Genomic DNA, 19,365 nt, shown 5'->3' on the forward strand with positions numbered 1-19,365 from the left:
TTCACGAGGCTTTCCATGCGTTTTGCACCCCAGCTGCTGATGACGACCCACGGCTTGCGCGCGATCGCGGGTGCGCTGGCCTGGGGCCTGGCCGAGTCGATCGCGCTCGCGCGTTCGCGGCGCCGGCTACGCAACCGCTGACCGTCTGAAGTTCAGCCCTCGTCGGCCACGGTGCGCACGATCCGGCCCAGCTTGTTGAAGGCCGCGTCCATCTCCGCGTCGTAGGGCCAGCCGCAGTTCAGCCGCAGGAAGTGGTCGCTGCGCGAGCCGTTGGAGAACAGGTAGCCCGGCGCCACCACGATGCCTTCCTCGCGCAGCGCCGCATCGAACACCGCGGCCGAAGCGCAGCCCCTGGGCAGTTCCACCCACAGCTGCAGCCCGCCGTTCGGCAGGTTGATCCGCGTGCCCTCTGGAAAGTACCGTGCGATGGCCTCGGCCGTGTGTTCGCGCTGCCCGCGCAAGGCCGTGCGCAGCCGGCGCAGGTGGCGGTCGTAGGCGCCGGTGCCCATGAACTGCCCCGCGCCCAGCTGCGACAGCACTTCGTTGTTGCGGCTCTGCGTGTACTTGAGCATCTCCACGCGCGCCTGCCAGCGGCCCGCGGTGATCCAGCCCAGCCGCAGGCCGGGCGCGAGAATCTTGTGCATCGACGCGCAATGGATCACGTTGCCGCTGCGGTCCCACGACTTGATCGCGCGCGGCGGCGTGTCGACGTCGAGCAGTTCGCTGTAGGTGTCGTCCTCGATCAGCGCGATGTGCTGTTCCTCGCACAGCCGCACCAGCTGTTCCTTGTGCGCATCGGGCATCACGCTGCCCAGCGGGTTCTGCAGATGCGGCACCACCACCACCGCCTTGATGTCGCCATAGGTCTGCGCCGCGAGCTCGAGGGCGCCGATCGACAGGCCGGTCTGCGGGCTGGTCGGGATCTCGAGCGCGCGCAGGCCCAGGCTCTCGAGCACCTGCAGCAGCCCGTAGAAGGTGGGCGATTCCACCGCGATGGTGTCGCCCGGCTGTGCCACCGCACGCAGTGCGAGGTTGAGCGCCTCGATGCAGCCGTTGGTGATCAGCACCTCCTCGGGCGACAGCGCCATGCCGGCCGCGACCGCGCGCTTGGCCAGCACGCTGCGGAAATGCGGGTCGCCCTGCAGCGGCGGCACGCCCGAGATCAGCGCGGGCCTGAGGCGCAGCGCGCGCGTCATCGCGGCACGCAGTTCCTCGGCCGGATAGAACTGCGGCGCAGCGCGTGCGATCGACAGGTTGAGCTTCACGCGGGCCGCGCGGCGCTGGGCCACGAAGTCCGACACCCGGCCGTGGATGCCCACGTAGCGCGCCGGGTCCGGCGGCGCGTGGGCCGAGGGTTCGTCCATCTTCGCCATGTGCAGCCGCTGCGGCCGGCGCACGAAGTAGCCCGAGCGCTCGCGCGCCTCGGCCCAGCCGTCGGATTCGAGCGTGCGGCACAGCTGCAGCGCGGTCGACAGGCTGATGTCGTGCAACCGCATCAGGCCGCGCAGCGAGGGCATGCGCTCGCCCGGCTGCAGCGAGCCGGCCTCGATCGCGTCGCGGTAGTGCGTGGCGAGGCGGCGGTAGAGCGGCGGCGCGGCCGCCGGGGTCGTCGAGAGGGACATGGGGCGATGCTGGCCTGAGTGGGAGGGCGAAAACAGATGCAGTTTCTGCCAAAACGACCATAACAGATCAGTCTTTGCCGGCGCTGTTCCGGTTGCAATGCAGGGCGCTGTGCCTGTCGCCGAACGGCCGGTCTGCCGAACATCGAGGCTCGATCCAAGGAGCTTTCGATGACCTCTGCGACTTCCTCTTCACCGGCCCCGCGGCTGCAGCCCGGCCAGTCCCTGCAGCTGGCGCTGGACGCCGGGACCGTGCTGCAGGTGGCGGCCGGCACGCTGACCCTGCACGAGCCGATGCGCTGGATCGGCGGCACCGTGGTGCGGCCGACCCTGCGCCTGTCCGCGGGCCAGAGCCATCGGCTGGCGCAGGCCGGCTGGTGCGTGCTCGCGGCCGACGGGGAAGCGGTCGATTGGCGTTGCCACGCGCCCCCGGCCCAGCCCGCCGGCTGGTTGGCGGCGTTCAGCAGGGCTGCGTGGCGCCCGACGGCGGCGCTGCGGTAGTCGATCGGCCGCGATGGAATATCCTGACAACTGGAGCGGGGCGTCAGGCGTTGTGAGACGACTCGCGACTTTTACAAGGAATTCCAACGATGAAACGCAGTCACCTTTTGCTTGCGGCCCTCATGGCCGCGGCTGTTCTGCCTGCCACCGCGCAGGTCTCGGTCAATATCAACCTGCCAGGCGTGGTGCAGGCTGCGCCACCGCCGCCGCGCTACGAGCGCATGCCCGGCCCGCGTGCCGGTCACGTGTGGGTGCCGGGCCACTGGCAATGGAACGGGCGCGACTATGTCTGGCGTGGCGGCAACTGGCAGGCCGCGCGACGCGACTACGCCTATGCGCCGGGCGCGTGGGTCCGTGTCGACGACGGCTGGCGCTGGCGCGAAGGCGATTGGCGCCGGGCCGAGCGAAGGGCGGAAAGACGCAAGGAAGAGCGCCGGCACGATCGGCATGACGACCGGCGCGGCCACGAACATGGCCACGATCACTGCCCGCCCGGCCAGGCCAAGAAGGGTCGCTGCTAGACCCGTGGCGCCAGGCAGGGCGCCTCAGGGCATCGTGCCGTTGAGGTAGGGCTCGGGGTCCACGGCCACGCCGCCCTTGCGGATCTCGAAGCGCAGCTTCACGCGGTCGCTGCCGCTTTGGCCCATCTCCGCGATCGGCTGGCCGCGCGTGACCGCATCGCCCTCGTTGACCAGCGCCTTGCTGACGTGGGCGTAGGCGGTGATGAAGTCGTCGTCGTGCTTGAGGATCACCATGGTGCCGTAGGCCGGCAGCGCGCTGCTGACCAGCACCACGCGGCCGTCGCGCGCGGCCTGGATCGGCTCGCCCATGCGGCCTGCGATGTCGATGCCCTTGACCGCCTCGCCGTCGAAGCGCGCCAGCACCGGGCCCGGTGCCGGACGGCCGAAGCTCGCGTTCGGGTTGGAAGCCTGCAGCGTCGGCGCGGGCATGGCCGGGGCCGGCCGTGCCACGGGCGCGGGAGGCGCCGGGGGCTGCGACGGTGCCGAGGGCAGGGGTGGCAAGGGCGGCAGTGGCGTGGTGGTGCCGCAGGCGGCGAGGGCCGCGATGGCGGCGAGGCACAGACCCGAGCGAAGGCGCGTGGACGTAAGACGAAGAAGATGCATGTTTAGGCCCGTTCGTTGGGGTTGGAAAAATGCCTTGTGACCACGCCGAGGCGGGGACGTTCCGGCGCTTGCGTCGATGGCGTCGAATACTTGGCGTCGCGCCGGCGGCCCGTCAGCGTGGCCGCGGCGCATAGCCGCTCTCGATCCAGGCTTCGGCGCTCGTGGCGCTGAGCTTGAAATTCGGTGCCACCCGGGTTTCACCGAGTGTCTGGCCAGTGTCGTCCTGTGCGCTCAGCACCGCATAGGGATTGTCCTCATCCGGCACGATACGCAGCGCCACGCGGATGCGTTCGGCGCCATAGCCTACGCTGACCTGCTTGTTGAGCTGCGCATGGAGCTGCTGCTCGTGGCGGCGCAGCACCTCGTTGGCGGTCTTGACCAGCGTGTGGAAGGCCGGCGTGTCGAGCGGCTTGGGGTTCTTCTTGTCGCGGCCCATGGTCCAGGGGCCGACCAGCGCGGGCTCGGGGTCGCCGTGGCGCGTCATCGCGACGGCCCAGCCGTCGTCGTCCTCGTTCTTGACGATGCGCGCGGTCCATTGGTCGTCGCGCCAGAGGCGGGCTTCCTGCAAGGGGAGGGTGTCGGAATCTGTCGGGTCGGTCGAGTCGGTCATTCGGATGCTTGTGTTCTTGTGCGGGCCATTTTCCCCTGCGCGCCGGGCGCCTGCGCCATACCCACGTACTGTTGCAGTCCTTCGACCGGCGCATCGAAGGCGACGCCGCGGCGCCTCAGAACACCGACAGCCCCGTCTTGGCCACGAACAGTTCCAACGCTTTCATGCCCAGCAGCGAGTTGCCCGTCGCGTCGAGCGCGGGCGACCACACGGCCAGCGTGAGCCGGTCGGGCACCACCGCGACGATGCCGCCGCCCACGCCGCTCTTGCAGGGCAGGCCGATCGAGAAGGCCACGTCGCCGGCCGCGTCGTAGGTGCCGCAGGTCAGCATCAGCGCGTTGATGCGGCGCGTCTGCCGTTCCGAGGTGATCGCGGGCCGGCCGTCCTGCGGATGCGCGCCGTCGCGGCACAGGAAGGCCGCAGCGCGCGCAAGCTGCGTGCAGCTCATGCGCAGCGCGCACTGGTGGAAGTACACGTCGAGCACCGCGTCGACCGGGTGGTCGATCTTGCCGAAGCTCTTCATGAAGTTGGCCAGCGCGATGTTGCGATAGCCGGTGGCGGCTTCCGAGGCTGCGACCTCTTCGTCGAAGGCGATGGGCTCGCCGGCCAGGTTGGTCATCAGCGCGAGGATGTCGCGCTGCGCATCGCCGTGGCTCAGCAGCCGGTCGGCCACCGCGATGGCGCCCGCATTGATGAAGGGGTTGCGCGGCTTGCCCTGTTCGTTCTCGAGCTGCACCAGCGAGTTGAAGGGATTGCCCGAGGGCTCGCGGCCGATGCGCTGCCACAGGTCCTCGCCCATGTGCCGCATCGCGAGCGTCAGCGTGAAGAGCTTGGACACGCTCTGGATCGAGAAGGGCGTGGCCGCATCGCCCGCCGCGGCCTCCTGCCCGTCGCAGGTGTGCAGCGCGATGCCGAACTGCGCGGCCGGCACGCGCGCCAGCGCCGGGATGTAGCTGGCCACGGTGCCGGCCTGGCCCAGCAGCGGGCGGATCTCTTGGTCGATCTGGTCGAGGATGGGCTGGAATTGCATGGTCCGATTCTGCGGGAGGCGTGCGAGCGTTCAGGGCGGGTCCTGCGGCGCGACGAAGGCCTTCGTCACGGTCACGCCCCGCAGCGTGCGCCAGAGCCCGAAGGGCACCAGCAGCGCGCCCGCCAGCCAGCCCGCGAGCCCCCTGTCGTGCACGATGGCCCAGACGCCCAGCGCGACGAGCGCGAGCCCGCCCACGATGTTCAACAGGCCACCGCCGAGCCACTGCAGCGTGAGCAGCGGCAGCATCGCATCCAGCAGGCGCTCGGCGATTCGCAGGCCCAGGCGGTCGGCCAGCACGTAGAGCGCGAGCACCACCAAGGGCGCCACGGCGATGCCGATCAGCAGCCAACTCAGGATCGCGATCAGCGTGTTGATTTCAGCCCCAGAGCCGATGCTGCAGGTACAGCGCGCCCAGCGCGGCCGCGAGCGCCAGCGGCATCGCGACCGCGCCCACGCGCAGGAACTGCCAGGCCGTGACGTTCTCGCCTTCGCGCCGGATCGCGACCAGCCACAGCAGCGTGGCCAGCGAACCGGTCAGCGAGAGGTTGGGCCCGAGGTCGATGCCGATCGCGACCGCGCTGCGCACCAGCGGCGTGGCGTCGGCACTGGCCAGCACCGAGCCGGCCATCAGCCCGGCCGGCAGGTTGTTCATGAGGTTGCACAGCACGGCCACCAGCGCGCCACTGCCGAAGGCGGTGCCGGTGGGCGATGCGGTGGTGGCTTCGCGCAGGGCGTGGCTCAGCAGCGGGATCAGGCCCGAATGCACCAGCCCCTCGACCAGCACGAACAGGCCCGCGACCAGCGCCAGCACGCTCCACGACACGCCGCGCAGCAGCGCCCAGGGCGCGCTGCGTTCGCGCAGCAGCACGCCGGCGCAGGCCAGCGCGCTGGCCCCCAGCGTGGCCGCGCCCAGCGGCCCGCCCAGCGCCGAGGTCGCGACCAGCACCACCGCCACCGATGCGATGCCCGCGCCCGCCCAGCGCCCGGCCGGCGAGAGCACGGGCTGCGCGATGTCCTGCGCGATGGGCGCGGCCAGCGCGTCGCGCTGCAGCCAGCGCAGCACCGCATAGGTCACGCCGATCGAGGCCACCGAAGCCAGCGCGAACTGGCCGAACCAGGCGCCCAGCGGCGGCAGGTGTTCGCCGAAGATCACGAGGTTGGCCGGGTTCGAGATCGGCAGCACGAAGCTCGCCGCGTTGGCGATGAAGGCACAGGCCAGCAGGTAGGGCAGCGGCCTGGCGCCGGCCTTCTTCGCGGCCGCGTACACCGCCGGCGTGAGCACCACCGCGGTGGCGTCGTTCGACATGAAGACCGTGACCACCACGCCGATCGCGTAGATGCCGAAGAACAGCCGCGGCGCCGAGCCGCGCGCATGGTGCACCGCGCGTGCCGCGAGGAAGTCGAACAGGCCTTCGCGCCGCGCGAGCTCGGAGATCAGCATCATCCCGGCCAGGAACAGGTAGACGTCCAGGCCCTTGCCGACGGCCTGCAGCGCCTCGCGCCAGGGCAGCAGCTGCGCGCCGACCAGCGCCAGCGCGCCGCCCACGGCCCACACGGCCTCGGGCCAGCGGCCGGGCCGCACGATGACGGCGGCCGTGGCCAGCGCCGCGATGGCCCAGGTCGCGAGATGCGCGACCGTGACGGGGCCTGGCGTCATGCGCCGCGCGCCTTGCGGTTGACCAGCAGGATGCCCACGCCGACTCCGGCCAGCGCCAGCAGCAGCCGCACCGTCAGGGGCTCCTTGAGCAGCACCACGCCGAACACCAGCGCGAACAGCGGTGTGAGGAAGGTGAAGGAGGAGATGCGCGTGGCCGGGTAGTGCCGCAGCAGCCACATCCAGGTCAGGTAGCTGGCGAAGGCGCCGATGGCGGTCTGCAGCGCGATCGAGAACCAGGCGTAGCCCGAGTACGACCAGCCGCGGGTCTCGCCCAGCAGCACCGACATCAGGGGCGACGCCGCCGCCGTGACCGCGATCTGATAGAAAAGCGCCTTCTCCGCACTGGCCGTGGCCATCCTGGTGGTGCGCAGCACGAGGGTGGTCAGGCCCCAGAGCAGGCCGGCCAGCAGGGCCAGCGCGTCGCCGCGCAGCTGGGTCGGGCTGGCGGCGTGCGTGAAGCTCTCGCTGAACGCGAACAGCACGCCCGCGAAGGCCAGCGCGAGCCCGGCCCACTGCACGCCGCGCAGCCGCTCCGCGGGCACGAAGCGCGGCAGCAGCACCGCCACCACGAAGGGCGAGCAATAGAGGAAGACCGTGAGCCGCGAAGCCGTCGTGTACTGCAGCCCGGTGTAGATGCAGAGGAACTCGCCCGCGAACAGCGCGCCGACCAGCAGCCCGCTCCACAAGGTGCCGTCGCGCTCGAACAGCTTCACGCCGCGCGCCAGGCACCAGAGCCACAGCAGCGCGACGGCGCCGCACATGCGCAGGGTGGCCTGCCACATCGGCGGCACCTCGGTGACCGTGGTCTTGATCAGGATCTGCTGCAGCCCCCAGAAAGCGCAGCAGGCCACGAGCAGGGTCGTGGCGCGGGGGTCGAGGTGGCTCTTGCGGTCGGTCAATGGGGCTCCGGGGGAACGGCGGGACAGGCATTGATCGTAGCGGCGGGTTGCGCACAATGCGTCCATGCAAGACATCCCGCTCATCGACATCACGGCACTCGCTTCGGACGATGCGGCCGCACGCCGCGCCGTCGCACGCCGGATCGGCACCGCCTGCCGCGAGGTCGGCTTCTTCGCCATCGTCGGCCACGGCGTGGCGCCGGCGCAGGTCGCCGCCACCTTCGACCAGAGCGCGCGGCTGTTCGCGCAGCCGGCGGACCTGAAGCGCGCGATGGCGATCGACAAGCTCGGCAGCAACCGCGGCTACGTCGGCCTGGGCGTCGAGGCGCTCGACGAGAAGACCGCGGCCGATCACAAGGAAGCCTTCAACCTGATCTGGACCGACGGCCGGACGCGGCCCGACAACGTGTGGCCGGAACTGCCGGGCTTTCGCGAGACGGTGCAGGCCTACTTCGATGCGGCGCTCGCGGTGGGCCGGCGGCTGCACACCGCCTTCGCGCTCGACCTGGGCCTGGCCGAGGACTTCTTCGACGACAAGATCGGCCGGCCGCTGGCCACGCTGCGCCTGCTGCACTACCCGAAGCCTGCGTCGACCGAGCCGAGCGCGCAGATCGGCGCCGGCACCCACACCGACTACGGCAACGTCACGCTGCTCGCGACCGACGGCGTGGCCGGCCTGCAGGTGCGGCGCCGCGACGGCGTCTGGTTCGATGTGCCCGCGCTGCCCGGGGCCTTCGTCTGCAACGTCGGCGACTGCCTGATGCGCTGGACCGACGACGTCTACGTGTCGACGCCGCACCGCGTGGCCGCGCCGACCGCCGAGCGGTATTCGATCGCGGTGTTCCTCGATCCGAATCCGGACGCGCTGGTGAGTGCGATCCCGTCGTGCGTGCCCGAAGGCCAGGCGCCGCGCTACGCGCCGATCACCGCCAACGACTACCTGCAGCAGCGCTTCGCCGCGACGTACGCAACGAAGCCGCCAGGTTGACGTGGTGCATCTTCCAGAAACACCGCGGAACCGGCTTTGCCGGGCCGCTGGTGTTGCCCCCGGTAGGGGGGTGGCGGAGCGACACCCTTCGACAAGCTCAGGACGGGCCAAGGTGCGCGAAGACTGGGGGCGAGCAATTAAAGCGGGTGCTCGGTGTAGAAGCGCCCGCCGTGGAACAGCAGCGGTGACGCGCCGGGCGTGTGGCTGCAGCGCTCCACCTCGCCCACGAAGATCACGTGGTCGCCCTCGTCGTAGCGGCTGCGGTTGAAGCATTCGAAGCTGGCCGCGGCGCCGGCGAGCACCGGCGCACCGCCCAGACCTTCGGTGAATTCCACGTCCTGCCAGCGGTCGGCGCGTTTCTTCGCGAAGCGCTCGGCCAGCGCCTTCTGGTTCGACGCCAGGATGTTCACCGCGTAGTGCGAGCCCGTGCTGAGCGCCGGCATCGAACCCGCGCTCAGCGCCAGGCTCCAGAGCACCAGCGGCGGCGAGAGCGACACCGAGTTGAAGGAGTTGGCCGTGAGGCCCACCAGCGAACCGTCGGCGGCGCGCGCGGTCACGATGGTGACGCCGGTGGCGAACATGCCGAGCGCCTGGCGGAATTCATCGGCCGAGAAGGAAGGCGGCTGCGCCTGGACGGGAGCGTTCACGAGAGAGGAGGGGGAGATGGAAGGAGGCAGGCGGCTATTCTGGCCGATGCGCCCGGGCCGCATTGCCGTGCGGGCTATCCGAAGAACCAGTAGCAGACGCCGATGGCCGCCACCACGCCCGCGAACTCGGCCGCCAGCGCGCAACCCACCGCATGCCGCGCGCGCTGGATGCCGACCGCGCCGAAGTACACGGCCAGCACGTAGAAGGTGGTCTCGGTGCTGCCCTGGATCACGGCTGCGGCCAGCGCCGGGAAGCTGTCGACGCCCTGGCTCTTCATGGTCTCGATCAGCATCGCGCGCGCCGCGCTGCCCGAGAAGGGCTTGACCAGCGCGGTCGGCAGCGCATCGACGAAGCGTGTGTCCCAGCCGCTTCGCACCACCAGCCAGCGGATGCCGTTCAACGCGAAGTCGAGCGCGCCCGAGGCACGCAGCACGCCGATCGCGCACAGCATCGCGACCAGGTAGGGCAGCAGGTTCTTCGCCACGTCGAAGCCTTCCTTGGCACCCTCGATGAAGCGTTCGTACACGCCCACGCGCCTCCAGGCGCCGACCGCCAGGAACAGGATCACCAGACCGAACAGCGCGAGGTTGCCCATCAGCGACGAGAGCGCGGCCAGCGCGGCCGACGACAGCGTGGCCAGCAGCGCCATGAAACCGCCCAGCACCAGCGCGCCGGGCAGCAGGTAGGCCAGCACCACCGGGTCCCAGAGCCGCAGGCGCTGCACCAGCGCGACCGACAGCAGGCCCACCAGCGTCGACACGCTGGTCGCGAGCAGGATCGGCAGGAAGACCATCGTCGGGTCCGGTGCGCCCTGCTGGGCGCGGTACATGAAGATCGTCACCGGCAGCAGCGTGAGCGACGAGGCGTTGAGCACCAGGAACAGGATCTGCGCATTGCTGGCGGTGTCCGGCCGCGGGTTGAGCGTCTGCAGCTCGCGCATCGCCTTCAGGCCGATCGGCGTGGCCGCGTTGTCCAGGCCCAGCGCGTTGGCCGCGAAATTCATCGTGATCAGGCCCAGCGCGGGATGGCCGGCCGGTACCTCGGGCATCAGGCGCCGGAACAGCGGCCCGAGCAGGCGGGCCAGCCAGGCCACGAGGCCGGCCGCCTCGGCGATGCGCAGCAGGCCCAGCCACAGCGTGAGCGTGCCGAACAGCAGCACCATGACCTCGACCGCCAGCCGCGCCATCGCGAACAGGCTCTCGACGATGGCGGCGAACACGGCCGGGTCGCCGCCGATGAGCCAGCGCCCCAGCGCGGCCACGGCTGCGACCATGAAAAAGCCCAGCCAGAGGCCGTTGAGCATGCGTTCTTCCCCGTGTTTTTTCGTTCCGCGGATGCCGGCCGATCATAGGGGGCGGGCGCGCCCCCTTCAGTTCACCTCGATCAGCCGGTCGGGCCGGAAGCCTTCCTGCTCGCCCTTGGAGGCATAGCCCAGCGGGTTGGCCACGACGCGGCAGCCGTCCTTCACATAGTCGAAGGCGCAGTGCAGGTGGCCGTGCAGCCAGAGCTGCGCACGGGGCAGCAGTTCGTCGAGGCTGTTGCAGAAACCGGCCGTGCCCGGACGCAGGCCATAGCGCGGATCGGCGCTGGCCAAAGTGGGCGCGAAGTGTGTCACGGCCACGGTCGTGCCGTCGAAGGGCTCGTCCAATGCCTTGCGCAGCCAGTCCTGGCACGCGAGTGAGTGCTCTCTTTGCTGGGCTGCGAGGAAGGGATGGCCGCCGCGCGTGGCCGCAGCCTTGACCAGGTAGAAATCGGCTGCGCGCATCGCCTTGCCGCGCTTCTTCAGCCGCTCGCCCAAGTCGTCCGTCGGCGCCACCAGCGCATCGAAGTCGGCCCAGAGCGTGGTGCCGATGAAGCGCACGCCGCCGTGCACCACGGTCTCGCGCTCGAGCCAGGTGATGTCCAGTTCGGCGCACAGCGCGCGCAGCCGGGCATGGGTTTCGTCGAGGTCGGCGCCGTCGTACTCGTGGTTGCCCGGCACATAGAAGACAGGGGTCGGCCAGCCGTGCCGCGGCGAGTAGCGGGTCAGGCCGAAATCGTCGCCGGTCAGCCGGGAGCCGTTCTGGTAGGAGCCGACGTCGCCGGCCAGCACCAGCAGGTCGGCGCCCGGTGCGGGGGTGAGGTGCAGGTTCGGGTGCGATTCCAGGTGCAGGTCGGACAGCAGTTGAAGCTTCATGGCCCCAGTCTAGAGGCTGCGGCGTGGGTGGATTCTGGATCGCCCTATGCACAAGGCGCATGAAGTCGACGTTGAAAAACTAGGGATAACCCTTATTCTTGAGGCAGTCCTTCCAACACCAGCGCGGGCAGGCCGCGCAAACACCATGTCCAGTCTGATCGCCCAAGTGGCCAGTTTCTTCCGTTCCTCGACCGCCCAGGTGCCGGCCAGCTATGCCGCCACGCTGATGGAAAGCGCCGACCTGCGTGCCGGCCTCGACGCGCACCACGCGCAGGAGCTGCGCGAAGCCGCCAGCGCCTGGTTGCGCGTCGTCCGCTGATCCTTCCTTCCTTCCTTCCTTCAGCTTTTTTCCGGTGGGGCCGCAGGGCCGGTCCCCAGCAGCGAGCGCGCGAAAGCCGCCGCCGCCGAGCGCACCAGCGCCGCGCGCAGCCACTCATGCGCATGCCCGTGCTGTGCGCGCCGATGCCAGACCGCGTCCACGTGGACCAGCGGCTGGTCGAAGGGCAGGTCGCGCAGCACCAGTTGCGCATCGATCCCGGTCACGCTCACGAAGTGGCGCGGCAGCACCGTCAGCAGGTCGGAACTCGCGACCACCCGGCCGGCGGTGAAGAACTGGTTGACCGTGACCACGATGCGCCGCTCGCGCCCGAGCGCCGCCAGCGTCTGGTCGATGAAGCCATAGGGGCGACCCGAAAAACTCACCAGCAGGTGGCGCGCGGCGCAGTAGTCGTCGAGCGTCAGCGGCTTCTGCGCCAGCGGATGGTCGCGCCGCATCACGCACACGTACTGACCGACATAGAGCCGCTGGGCCTCGAAGGGCACCGCGACGCCGGTCTGGCCGCGGGCCGTGAGGCTGGCGATCACGGCCGGAAAGTAGCCGACCGCCATGTCGGCCTCCTCGTTCTCCAGCAGCTGCCGCGGGTCGCGCGTGGTCAGCGGCACCACGCGCACCGAAATCGCCGGCGCCTCGGCCTGCACGATCTGCATCAGGCCCGGCATCAGCTCGGCGGCCGTGGCGTCGGCCATGGCCAGCACGAAGGTGGTGTCGGCCACCGCGGCGTCGAACTCGTTGGGCGCCAGCGTGTGCTGCAACTGCAGCAGCGCCTCCCGCACGGTCGGCCAGAGCGCCAGCGCGCGCGGGGTCGGCTCGACGCCGGCGCCCGCGCGACGCACCAGCTCGTCGCCCAGCACTTCGCGCAGGCGGCGCAGTGCGTTGCTCACGGCCGGCTGCGTCAGCGACAGGTTGCGGGCCGCGCGCGTGAGGTTGCGCTCGGCCATCACCTCGTCGAACACGCGCAGCAGGTTGAGGTCCAGCGTGCGGAAGTTGACGTTCATCATCGTTGTGAATGATAAACATCAAGAAGATAAAGTGGCGCGACACTAGGGTAAGCCCTAATATTCGTTCTATCGGCTTCGGCCATTCACCCCCTTGGAGGGAAATTCTCATGACCAGCTTTGTCCACGTTGATCAACCGGCGGCTCACCCGGGCGTCACCCGCGCCGAAGCCGTTTTTGACCATTTCCGTACCGCCGCCCATGACGTCGACGGCTCGCGCGGCCTCGCCGCCCTGCTGCTGGCCGCCGTCGTTTCGGCCCTGCTCGTCGTCGCCGACAAGCTGGTGTCGAACATCGACGAAGGCGGCCTGCTCGTCGCCTGGCTCGTGATGTGGGCCGTCGCCTTCGTGGTGCTGGCCTTCTTCGCCGGCACCGCCCGCACCCTGGCGGCCCGTGCGACCCAGGGCTGGAGCACCTATGCCCAGCGCCGTGAAGCCGCCCGCAGCGATGCACGCTTCCTGGCCTACGCCCAGTACGACGCCCGCGTCATGAACGACATTCAGGCCGCCGTGACCCGTCACGAAGCCCTGACCGGCGAGCCCGCGCAGGTGCCGGCCCAGCTGGCCCGTGCGATCGTCGCGCAGCGCTCGGCCGATGTGAAGGTGCCGACGCTGTACGAAGCGATGCGCCGCGTGAACCTCGGCAAGTACTATTGAGCCAGGCTCCGGCCCCATGAAAAAACCGCCCCGAGGGGCGGTTTTTTTGTGGGCGCCCGGAGCGCCCGTTCAGTCGTCAGGCCGCGAGGCGCTGTTCGATCTCGGCCTTGGTGGCCGGCAGTTCCTTGGGCAGGTGGTGGGCCAGCTGCTGGAACAGTTCATCGTGCAGCGCGAGTTCGGCCCGCCAAGCGGCCTTGTCGGTGCTGGTCACGGTGTCGAACTGCTCGGCGCTGAAATCCAGGCCGGTCCAGTTCAGGTCCTGGTAGCGCGGCGACACGCCGAACGCATGCTCGGTGCCCGCGGCCTTGGCTTCGATCCGGTCGATCATCCACTTGAGCACGCGCATGTTCTCGCCGTAGCCGGGCCAGGCGAACTTGCCGTCGGCACCCTTGCGGAACCAGTTGGTGGTGTAGATCTTCGGCAGCGTGGCGCCCGAGGCCTCGAGCTTCTTGCCCAGGTCGAGCCAGTGCTGGAAGTAGTCGCTCATGTTGTAGCCCATGAAGGGCAGCATCGCGAACGGGTCGCGGCGCACCACGCCGGCCTGGCCGGTGGCGGCGGCGGTGGTTTCCGAGCCCATGGTGGCGGCCATGTAGACGCCTTCGGTCCAGTTGCGTGCCTCGGTCACCAGCGGCACGGTGGTCGAGCGGCGACCGCCGAAGATGAAGGCGTCGATCTTCACGCCCTTGGGGTCGTCCCAGGCCTCGTCGAGCGCCGGGTTGTTGGTGGCGGCGACGGTGAAGCGTGCGTTCGGATGCGCGGCCTTGGCGCCGGTTTCCTTGGCGATGGCCGGCGTCCATTCCTTGCCCTGCCAGTCGATGGCGTGGGCCGGGGCCTCGCCCATGCCTTCCCACCAGACGTCGCCGTCGTCGGTCAGCGCCACGTTGGTGAAGATCACGTCGCGGTTCAGGCTGGCCATGCAGTTGGGGTTGGTCTGCTCGTTGGTGCCCGGGGCCACGCCGAAGTAGCCGGCTTCGGGGTTGATGGCGCGCAGCGAGCCGTCGGCCTGGGGCTTGATCCAGGCGATGTCGTCGCCGATGGTGGTGACCTTCCAGCCGTCGAAGCCGGCCGGCGGGATCAGCATCGCGAAGTTGGTCTTGCCGCAGGCGCTGGGGAAAGCGGCCGCCACGTGGTACTTCTGGCCCTGGGGATTGCTCACGCCGAGGATCAGCATGTGCTCGGCCAGCCAGCCTTCGTCGCGGCCCATGGTCGAGGCGATGCGCAGCGCGAAGCACTTCTTGCCCAGCAGCGCGTTGCCGCCGTAGCCCGAGCCGTAGCTCCAGATCTCGCGCGTTTCCGGGTAGTGGACGATGTACTTGGTCTTGTTGCAGGGCCAGGCGACATCCTGCTCGCCCGCGGCCAGCGGCGCGCCCACGGTGTGGACACAGGGCACGAATTCGCCGTCGGTGCCGAGCACGTCGTACACGGCCTTGCCCATGCGGGTCATGATCTTCATGTTGACCGCGACGTAGGGGCTGTCGGACAGCTCGATGCCGATGTGCGCGATCGGCGAGCCCAGCGGGCCCATCGAGAAGGGCACGACGTACATCGTGCGGCCCTTCATGCATCCGTCGAACAGCGGCTGCAGCGTGGCGCGCATCTCGGCCGGCGCCATCCAGTTGTTGGTCGGGCCGGCGTTTTCCTTGGTCGCCGAGCAGATATAGGTGCGGTCTTCCACGCGCGCGACGTCGGTCGGATCGGAGGTGGCCAGGAAGGAGTTCGGGCGCTTGGCCTCGTTGAGCCTCTTGAAGGTGCCGGCGTCCACCAGCTGCTGGCACAGGCGGTCGTATTCCGCGGTGCTGCCGTCGCACCAGTAGATGCTGTCGGGCTTGCACAGCGCGGCCATCTCGGCCACCCAGGCGATCAGCCTGGCGTTCTTGACGTGCGGGGGCGCCTGAATGGGCAAGCCATTCATCACAGGTGCGTTCATCGAAAATCTCCGGAGTTGAAAATTCGTCTTTTCGAGCGGGGCTCGGCGTCGGCGGGAGAGCCGTTTGAAAAAACGTTTTCGGTCGGAGATGCGATGGGAGGCAGGTGCCCGGGCGTTTGCGCCGTCCGTCAGATCAGGCGCAGCCCGAAGGCTCAGCCCTTTGGGACGTTGAAGGTGTGGAGGGACCGTCGCGAGCGGTCCGAGCTTGCGCCGAGAACCGCAGCCGTACTTCGGTACGGCGAGGACCGCAGGTGCGAGATCGGATCGCGCAGCAGGTCCATCCGCACCTTCAAGCCATGTAGACGGCGATGGAAGCCAGCAACAGCATCAGCACGCCGCCGACCAGCGGCAGCACGACCGGCATCAGGTGCACGACCGACTCGACCGCGTCTTTTTCAACGATGGCATCGTGGCCGGGTTCGACGGGTGTAGGGGTGGACATGGGGGATTCCTTTGAATTCTGGCAAGGCAAGACTGCCCGCATTTTAGCCAACGGGCTCCGGCCGCCCTGCGAGGGCTTGCCCGGAGCAGGTCAATGCTGCTCTTCGGCCTCGAAGCCCGACTGCCGCAAGGCCGTCAGGACGGCCGCCAGATGCTCGCGCCCGCGGGTCTGCAGCACCAGTTCGATCTCCACGTTCTGCGCCGCCAGCATGGTGAAGGCGCGCTGGTGGTGCACCTCGTCGATGTTGGCGCCCGCTTCGGCCACGGTCGTGGTGATCCGGGCCAGCATGCCCGGCACGTCGCGCGCGCTGACCCGCAGCCGGGCGAGCCGGCCGGCCCGCACCATGCCGCGTTCGATGATCGCGGCCAGCAGCAGCGGATCGATGTTGCCGCCCGACAGCACCAGCCCGACCCGCTTGCCCTGGAAACGCGCGGGATGCCGCAGCAGCGCCGCCAGGCCGGCCGCGCCCGCGCCCTCGACCAGCGTCTTCTCGATTTCCAGCAGCATCAGCACCGCCTGCTCGATGTCGCCCTCGTCGACCAGCAGCAGGTCGTCGACGTGCTTTTCGATCACCGCGCGCGTCAGCACGCCGGGCGTGCCCACGGCGATGCCCTCGGCGATCGTGCTGGTGCCCTGCGGGTGGTGCGCGCCCTGGACGGCGTTGACCATCGCCGGGAAGCGCGTGGTCTGCACGCCGACGATCTCGATGCCGGGCTTGCGGGCCCGCGCCGCGATCGCCATGCCGGCGATCAGCCCGCCGCCGCCCACCGACACGACCAGCATGTCGAGGTCGGGCACGGCGTCGAGCATTTCGAGCGCCACCGTGCCCTGGCCGGCCATGATGGCTTCGTCGTCGTAGGGGTGGACCAGCGCCAGGCCGTCGCGTTCCGACAGCTCGACCGCGTGGGCGCGCGCCGCGTCGAGCGTGTCGCCGTGCAGCACCACCTCGGCGCCGAAGCTGCGGGTGCGTTCGATCTTCACGCCCGGCGTGAAGCGCGGCATCACGATGGTCGCGTGCATTCCCAGCCGCTGCGCGTGGTACGCCACGCCCTGGGCATGGTTGCCGGCCGACATGGCCACCACGCCCTGCACGCCGCTCTCCGACAGGTCGACCAGCTTGTTGCAGGCGCCGCGCTCCTTGAAGGAGGCGGTGAACTGCAGGTTCTCGAACTTGAGAAAGACCTGGGCGCCGACGATGTCGGACAGGGTGCGCGATTCGACGCAGGGCGTGGCCAGCAGCTGCCCTTGCAGGCGTGCCGCGGCGCGTTCGATGTCTTGGATGCCGATCATGCTTGGCATTGTGGAGGGATTTGCAACATCGGGACATTTACCGATGCGCTGTCTTCCACAACACAAAACTCTGCGTTATGGTCGCGCTGGGTTCCTTCATTGGAGGTCGTCGAATGGTCAAGCGCGCGGGTATCGATGCGGTGACTGCTCCCTTGCGCGGGCAGGCACTGCCGTCGCCCGGACTCAAGGAAGCACCGGTGCTCGAACTCATGTGTTCGCACTTCGTGCTCACGCTCGCGGCCAAGCAGGGCCCGCGCTTCAACGTGCGCCGCGACCTCAACGGCCTGCTCTCCCTGACCGGCCGCCACCTGGTGTGGCCCGCCCCGGTGCTGCAGCGCCTGCGCGAATTCCTCGGCCGCCGCTGCGCCGGCAACGAGGTCTGGAAGGGCGTCGAGGCCTTCGACGGCCGCACGCTGCTGGAGCGCCACGGCGTCTGGCGCGGCCCTTATGAAGAGGGCACGCTGTTCTTCTACCTCGACGAGTACGTCAAGGACCAGCCCAAGGACCTGCTCACCGTGCTGTCGGTCACGCGCGACTGGCTCACCCATGCGCTGCGCAAGCAGTCGACGCTGGTCGAGAAGAACATCGAGTCCCTGGCCGGCCTGCTGCAGCTCAACAAGGCCGAGCGCGCGCTGCTGCTCTACGGCACGCTGGCGCGCTACCAGCGCGACCTGCGCTCGCTGCTGGTCGAGTTCAAGGTCAACAACGCGCCCGAGGCCTATGCCGCGATCGCCGAGGTGGCGGGCGTGAGCGCCAGCGACGTGGGCGAGGCGCTGCGCGCCGGTTCGCGGCTGGAGCGCATCGGGCTGGTCGAGAACCTGATCTCCGAACACAACATCACCGACCTGGCCGACCTGATGAAGGTCAGCGAGAAGCTGCCGCCGGTGCTGATGCGCGAGTACCGCGACCACAGCGAGCTGATGGCGGTGTTCACGCGCCCGTCGGCCAAGAGCGGGCTCACGATCGACGACTTCTCCTTCGCGGCCGAAGACGCGCGGATGCTGGTCACGCTGCTGCGCGCCGCGGTGTCGCGCAAGGAGCCGGGCGTCAACGTGCTGCTCTACGGGCCGCCCGGCACCGGCAAGACCGAGCTGGCCAAGGTGGTGGCGCAGGCCGCGGGCCTCGACCTGTTCGAGGTCGAGTACGCCGACCGCGACGGCAATTCGCTCTCGGGCCGCGACCGCTACCGCTCGCTGCAGATCGCCCAGGTCTTCCTCAAGGGCAGCGCCCAGGCGGCGCTGCTGTTCGACGAGGTCGAGGACGTGTTCCCGCCGATCAGCACCGAGGCCGCGCAGTTCATGGCGCGCGCCGAGCAGATTCCGGCGCCCACCAGCGGCAGCGTGAGCGGCAAGGCCTGGGTCAACCAGATCCTCGAATCGAATGCCGTGCCCACGCTGTGGATCACCAACCGCATCGAGCAGATCGATCCGGCCTTCCGGCGCCGCTTCGCCTACCACCTCGAGCTCAAATCGCCGCCACCGGGCGCACGCGAGCAGCTGGTGCGCAAGACGCTCGAGGGCGTGACGGTGTCGGACGCCTTCACCGCCAAGCTGGCCGAACGCAAGGGCCTGACGCCCGCGCAGATCCGCACCGCGGTGCGCTTCGCGCAGTTGGCGCGAACCGACGATGCCTCGGTCGAGGGTCTGATCGAACGCCAGCTCCGGAACGCCGACCTGGCGCTCGGCACGGTCGACAAATCCCCCGGCGCGCGCCGCAGCGTGACCACCTATGACCTGGGCATGCTCAACGTCGAGACCCGCTTCGAGATCCCGCGCATCGTCGAGGCGCTGCGCGTGCGCGGCCACGGCACGCTGTGCTTCTACGGCGCCCCCGGCACCGGCAAGACCGCGCTGGCCGAGCACATTGCGCAGGCCATCGGCCGGCCGCTGATCGTCAAGCAGGCCAGCGACCTGATGAGCAAGTACGTCGGCGAGACCGAGCAGAACATGGCCGCCATGTTCAGGGAAGCCGAGGCCGAGAAGGCCGTGCTGCTGCTGGACGAGGCCGACTCCTTCCTGCAGGATCGGCGCGGCGCCCAGCGCACCTACGAGGTGACCGAGGTCAACGAGATGCTGCAGGGCATGGAGCGCTTCGGCGGCATCTTCGTCTGCACCACCAACCTGCTCGACCGGCTCGACCAGGCTGCGCTGCGCCGCTTCACCTTCAAGATCAAGTTCATGCCGCTGACCGCGCCGCAGCGCGAGCGCATGTTCGTGGCCGAGGCGCTGGCCGGCGATGCCTCGCTGCTGGATGCGGCGCTTCGGCAGCGGCTCGCGCGCCTGGCGCAGCTGTGTCCGGGCGACTTCGCGGCCGTGAAGCGGCAAACGGATATCCTCGCGGCCGAGTTCTCGGCGGCCGAATTCCTCGACCAGCTCGAAGCCGAGCACCGCATCAAGCCCGAAGTGCGCGAATCGCGCGGCATGGGCTTCGTGCAATAGTCTTCGCGCAGAGGCGACGACAGCA

Annotated in this window: 21 protein-coding genes; 7 read left to right on the forward strand and 14 right to left on the reverse strand. The window is 69.5% G+C overall.

The window, feature by feature from the left end; translation table 11 throughout:
* Positions 1-15 precede the first annotated feature (15 nt).
* Positions 16-141, forward strand: coding sequence for a hypothetical protein (locus tag ACSFBC_RS20255; RefSeq protein WP_435512149.1), 126 nt, complete (start codon positions 16-18; stop codon positions 139-141).
* Between the two features lie 11 nt (positions 142-152).
* Here the strand turns inward: ACSFBC_RS20255 and ACSFBC_RS20260 are convergent, their stop codons facing one another.
* On the reverse strand, positions 153-1,622 hold the full coding sequence (locus tag ACSFBC_RS20260; RefSeq protein WP_435512150.1) for an aminotransferase-like domain-containing protein: 1,470 nt from the start codon (positions 1,620-1,622) through the stop codon (positions 153-155).
* Positions 1,623-1,790: 168 nt separating this feature from the next.
* On the opposite strand from ACSFBC_RS20260, the gene ACSFBC_RS20265 reads away from it, so the two are divergent.
* Both ACSFBC_RS20265 and ACSFBC_RS20270 read left to right on the forward strand, forming a co-directional pair.
* On the forward strand, positions 1,791-2,120 hold the full coding sequence (locus ACSFBC_RS20265; protein WP_435512151.1) for a hypothetical protein: 330 nt from the start codon (positions 1,791-1,793) through the stop codon (positions 2,118-2,120).
* An 89-nt stretch (positions 2,121-2,209) separates the two neighbouring features.
* Positions 2,210-2,641 (forward strand): hypothetical protein, encoded by a 432-nt coding sequence (locus ACSFBC_RS20270; RefSeq protein WP_435512152.1) that lies wholly within the window; start codon positions 2,210-2,212, stop codon positions 2,639-2,641.
* A 24-nt stretch (positions 2,642-2,665) separates the two neighbouring features.
* Here ACSFBC_RS20270 and ACSFBC_RS20275 read toward each other — a convergent pair whose 3' ends face one another.
* From ACSFBC_RS20275 to ACSFBC_RS20300, 6 genes are all read right to left on the reverse strand, one after another.
* Positions 2,666-3,244, reverse strand: a complete 579-nt coding sequence (locus ACSFBC_RS20275) for a murein hydrolase activator EnvC family protein (RefSeq protein ID WP_435512153.1) — start codon at positions 3,242-3,244, stop codon at positions 2,666-2,668.
* 112 nt (positions 3,245-3,356) lie between these two features.
* The gene (locus ACSFBC_RS20280; protein ID WP_435512154.1) at positions 3,357-3,854 is read right to left on the reverse strand and encodes a hypothetical protein; all 498 of its coding nucleotides are present in this window, start codon (positions 3,852-3,854) and stop codon (positions 3,357-3,359) included.
* Between the two features lie 115 nt (positions 3,855-3,969).
* Positions 3,970-4,884, reverse strand: coding sequence for a glutaminase (locus ACSFBC_RS20285; RefSeq protein ID WP_435512155.1), 915 nt, complete (start codon positions 4,882-4,884; stop codon positions 3,970-3,972).
* 30 nt (positions 4,885-4,914) lie between these two features.
* Positions 4,915-5,211, reverse strand: a complete 297-nt coding sequence (locus ACSFBC_RS20290) for a hypothetical protein (protein ID WP_435512156.1) — start codon at positions 5,209-5,211, stop codon at positions 4,915-4,917.
* Between the two features lie 49 nt (positions 5,212-5,260).
* Complete coding sequence (locus tag ACSFBC_RS20295) at positions 5,261-6,541, reverse strand: arsenic transporter (protein ID WP_435512157.1); 1,281 nt, start codon at positions 6,539-6,541, stop codon at positions 5,261-5,263.
* Positions 6,538-7,440 carry a DMT family transporter gene (locus tag ACSFBC_RS20300; protein WP_435512158.1) on the reverse strand — a complete coding sequence of 301 codons (903 nt, stop codon included), beginning with the start codon at positions 7,438-7,440 and terminating at the stop codon, positions 6,538-6,540. The genes ACSFBC_RS20295 and ACSFBC_RS20300 overlap by 4 nt, the downstream gene beginning before the upstream one ends.
* Before the next feature lie 64 nt (positions 7,441-7,504).
* Between ACSFBC_RS20300 and ACSFBC_RS20305 the strand changes: the two genes are divergently transcribed.
* Positions 7,505-8,428 (forward strand): isopenicillin N synthase family dioxygenase, encoded by a 924-nt coding sequence (locus ACSFBC_RS20305; RefSeq protein ID WP_435512159.1) that lies wholly within the window; start codon positions 7,505-7,507, stop codon positions 8,426-8,428.
* A 137-nt stretch (positions 8,429-8,565) separates the two neighbouring features.
* On the opposite strand, the gene ACSFBC_RS20310 is transcribed toward ACSFBC_RS20305, so the two are convergent.
* The 3 genes from ACSFBC_RS20310 to ACSFBC_RS20320 all read right to left on the reverse strand — a co-directional run bounded on the left by ACSFBC_RS20310 (position 8,566) and on the right by ACSFBC_RS20320 (position 11,252).
* Complete coding sequence (locus ACSFBC_RS20310) at positions 8,566-9,009, reverse strand: flavin reductase family protein (protein ID WP_435512248.1); 444 nt, start codon at positions 9,007-9,009, stop codon at positions 8,566-8,568.
* A gap of 140 nt (positions 9,010-9,149) precedes the next feature.
* Positions 9,150-10,379: a nucleoside recognition domain-containing protein gene (locus ACSFBC_RS20315; protein WP_435512160.1), complete on the reverse strand. Its 1,230-nt coding sequence runs from the start codon at positions 10,377-10,379 to the stop codon at positions 9,150-9,152.
* Between the two features lie 66 nt (positions 10,380-10,445).
* Positions 10,446-11,252: a metallophosphoesterase gene (locus tag ACSFBC_RS20320; RefSeq protein WP_435512161.1), complete on the reverse strand. Its 807-nt coding sequence runs from the start codon at positions 11,250-11,252 to the stop codon at positions 10,446-10,448.
* Between the two features lie 145 nt (positions 11,253-11,397).
* Between ACSFBC_RS20320 and ACSFBC_RS20325 the strand changes: the two genes are divergently transcribed.
* Positions 11,398-11,571: a hypothetical protein gene (locus tag ACSFBC_RS20325; protein ID WP_183028416.1), complete on the forward strand. Its 174-nt coding sequence runs from the start codon at positions 11,398-11,400 to the stop codon at positions 11,569-11,571.
* 20 nt (positions 11,572-11,591) lie between these two features.
* Here ACSFBC_RS20325 and ACSFBC_RS20330 read toward each other — a convergent pair whose 3' ends face one another.
* Complete coding sequence (locus ACSFBC_RS20330; protein WP_435512249.1) at positions 11,592-12,587, reverse strand: LysR family transcriptional regulator; 996 nt, start codon at positions 12,585-12,587, stop codon at positions 11,592-11,594.
* 110 nt (positions 12,588-12,697) lie between these two features.
* Between ACSFBC_RS20330 and ACSFBC_RS20335 the strand changes: the two genes are divergently transcribed.
* Positions 12,698-13,243, forward strand: coding sequence for a hypothetical protein (locus ACSFBC_RS20335; RefSeq protein WP_435512162.1), 546 nt, complete (start codon positions 12,698-12,700; stop codon positions 13,241-13,243).
* Between the two features lie 76 nt (positions 13,244-13,319).
* Here the strand turns inward: ACSFBC_RS20335 and ACSFBC_RS20340 are convergent, their stop codons facing one another.
* The 3 genes from ACSFBC_RS20340 to ACSFBC_RS20350 all read right to left on the reverse strand — a co-directional run bounded on the left by ACSFBC_RS20340 (position 13,320) and on the right by ACSFBC_RS20350 (position 16,902).
* Positions 13,320-15,170 carry a phosphoenolpyruvate carboxykinase (GTP) gene (locus tag ACSFBC_RS20340; RefSeq protein ID WP_435512163.1) on the reverse strand — a complete coding sequence of 617 codons (1,851 nt, stop codon included), beginning with the start codon at positions 15,168-15,170 and terminating at the stop codon, positions 13,320-13,322.
* 289 nt (positions 15,171-15,459) lie between these two features.
* The gene (locus ACSFBC_RS20345) at positions 15,460-15,612 is read right to left on the reverse strand and encodes a hypothetical protein (RefSeq protein WP_435512164.1); all 153 of its coding nucleotides are present in this window, start codon (positions 15,610-15,612) and stop codon (positions 15,460-15,462) included.
* Positions 15,613-15,702: 90 nt separating this feature from the next.
* Positions 15,703-16,902 carry a threonine ammonia-lyase gene (locus ACSFBC_RS20350; RefSeq protein WP_435512165.1) on the reverse strand — a complete coding sequence of 400 codons (1,200 nt, stop codon included), beginning with the start codon at positions 16,900-16,902 and terminating at the stop codon, positions 15,703-15,705.
* A 113-nt stretch (positions 16,903-17,015) separates the two neighbouring features.
* Between ACSFBC_RS20350 and ACSFBC_RS20355 the strand changes: the two genes are divergently transcribed.
* Complete coding sequence (locus ACSFBC_RS20355; RefSeq protein WP_435512166.1) at positions 17,016-19,340, forward strand: ATP-binding protein; 2,325 nt, start codon at positions 17,016-17,018, stop codon at positions 19,338-19,340.
* The last annotated feature ends 25 nt before the right edge of the window (positions 19,341-19,365 follow it).

Origin of the sequence: Variovorax frigidus, from assembly GCF_051216515.1 — a bacterium.
Taxonomy (GTDB): domain Bacteria; phylum Pseudomonadota; class Gammaproteobacteria; order Burkholderiales; family Burkholderiaceae_C; genus Variovorax.

What these genes read in the sequence shown, in the direction of transcription:
- ACSFBC_RS20345 (WP_435512164.1), bottom strand. Translation starts at nt 15,612, where the DNA reads ATGTCCACCCCTACACCCGTCGAACCCGGCCACGATGCCATCGTTGAA.
- ACSFBC_RS20330 (WP_435512249.1), bottom strand. Translation starts at nt 12,587, where the DNA reads ATGAACGTCAACTTCCGCACGCTGGACCTCAACCTGCTGCGCGTGTTC.
- ACSFBC_RS20335 (WP_435512162.1), top strand. Translation starts at nt 12,698, where the DNA reads ATGACCAGCTTTGTCCACGTTGATCAACCGGCGGCTCACCCGGGCGTC.
- ACSFBC_RS20355 (WP_435512166.1), top strand. Translation starts at nt 17,016, where the DNA reads ATGGTCAAGCGCGCGGGTATCGATGCGGTGACTGCTCCCTTGCGCGGG.
- ACSFBC_RS20285 (WP_435512155.1), bottom strand. Translation starts at nt 4,884, where the DNA reads ATGCAATTCCAGCCCATCCTCGACCAGATCGACCAAGAGATCCGCCCG.
- ACSFBC_RS20305 (WP_435512159.1), top strand. Translation starts at nt 7,505, where the DNA reads ATGCAAGACATCCCGCTCATCGACATCACGGCACTCGCTTCGGACGAT.
- ACSFBC_RS20270 (WP_435512152.1), top strand. Translation starts at nt 2,210, where the DNA reads ATGAAACGCAGTCACCTTTTGCTTGCGGCCCTCATGGCCGCGGCTGTT.
- ACSFBC_RS20325 (WP_183028416.1), top strand. Translation starts at nt 11,398, where the DNA reads ATGTCCAGTCTGATCGCCCAAGTGGCCAGTTTCTTCCGTTCCTCGACC.
- ACSFBC_RS20295 (WP_435512157.1), bottom strand. Translation starts at nt 6,541, where the DNA reads ATGACGCCAGGCCCCGTCACGGTCGCGCATCTCGCGACCTGGGCCATC.
- ACSFBC_RS20310 (WP_435512248.1), bottom strand. Translation starts at nt 9,009, where the DNA reads ATGTTCGCCACCGGCGTCACCATCGTGACCGCGCGCGCCGCCGACGGT.
- ACSFBC_RS20315 (WP_435512160.1), bottom strand. Translation starts at nt 10,379, where the DNA reads ATGCTCAACGGCCTCTGGCTGGGCTTTTTCATGGTCGCAGCCGTGGCC.
- ACSFBC_RS20255 (WP_435512149.1), top strand. Translation starts at nt 16, where the DNA reads ATGCGTTTTGCACCCCAGCTGCTGATGACGACCCACGGCTTGCGCGCG.
- ACSFBC_RS20350 (WP_435512165.1), bottom strand. Translation starts at nt 16,902, where the DNA reads ATGATCGGCATCCAAGACATCGAACGCGCCGCGGCACGCCTGCAAGGG.
- ACSFBC_RS20260 (WP_435512150.1), bottom strand. Translation starts at nt 1,622, where the DNA reads ATGTCCCTCTCGACGACCCCGGCGGCCGCGCCGCCGCTCTACCGCCGC.
- ACSFBC_RS20280 (WP_435512154.1), bottom strand. Translation starts at nt 3,854, where the DNA reads ATGACCGACTCGACCGACCCGACAGATTCCGACACCCTCCCCTTGCAG.
- ACSFBC_RS20265 (WP_435512151.1), top strand. Translation starts at nt 1,791, where the DNA reads ATGACCTCTGCGACTTCCTCTTCACCGGCCCCGCGGCTGCAGCCCGGC.
- ACSFBC_RS20275 (WP_435512153.1), bottom strand. Translation starts at nt 3,244, where the DNA reads ATGCATCTTCTTCGTCTTACGTCCACGCGCCTTCGCTCGGGTCTGTGC.
- ACSFBC_RS20340 (WP_435512163.1), bottom strand. Translation starts at nt 15,170, where the DNA reads ATGAACGCACCTGTGATGAATGGCTTGCCCATTCAGGCGCCCCCGCAC.
- ACSFBC_RS20320 (WP_435512161.1), bottom strand. Translation starts at nt 11,252, where the DNA reads ATGAAGCTTCAACTGCTGTCCGACCTGCACCTGGAATCGCACCCGAAC.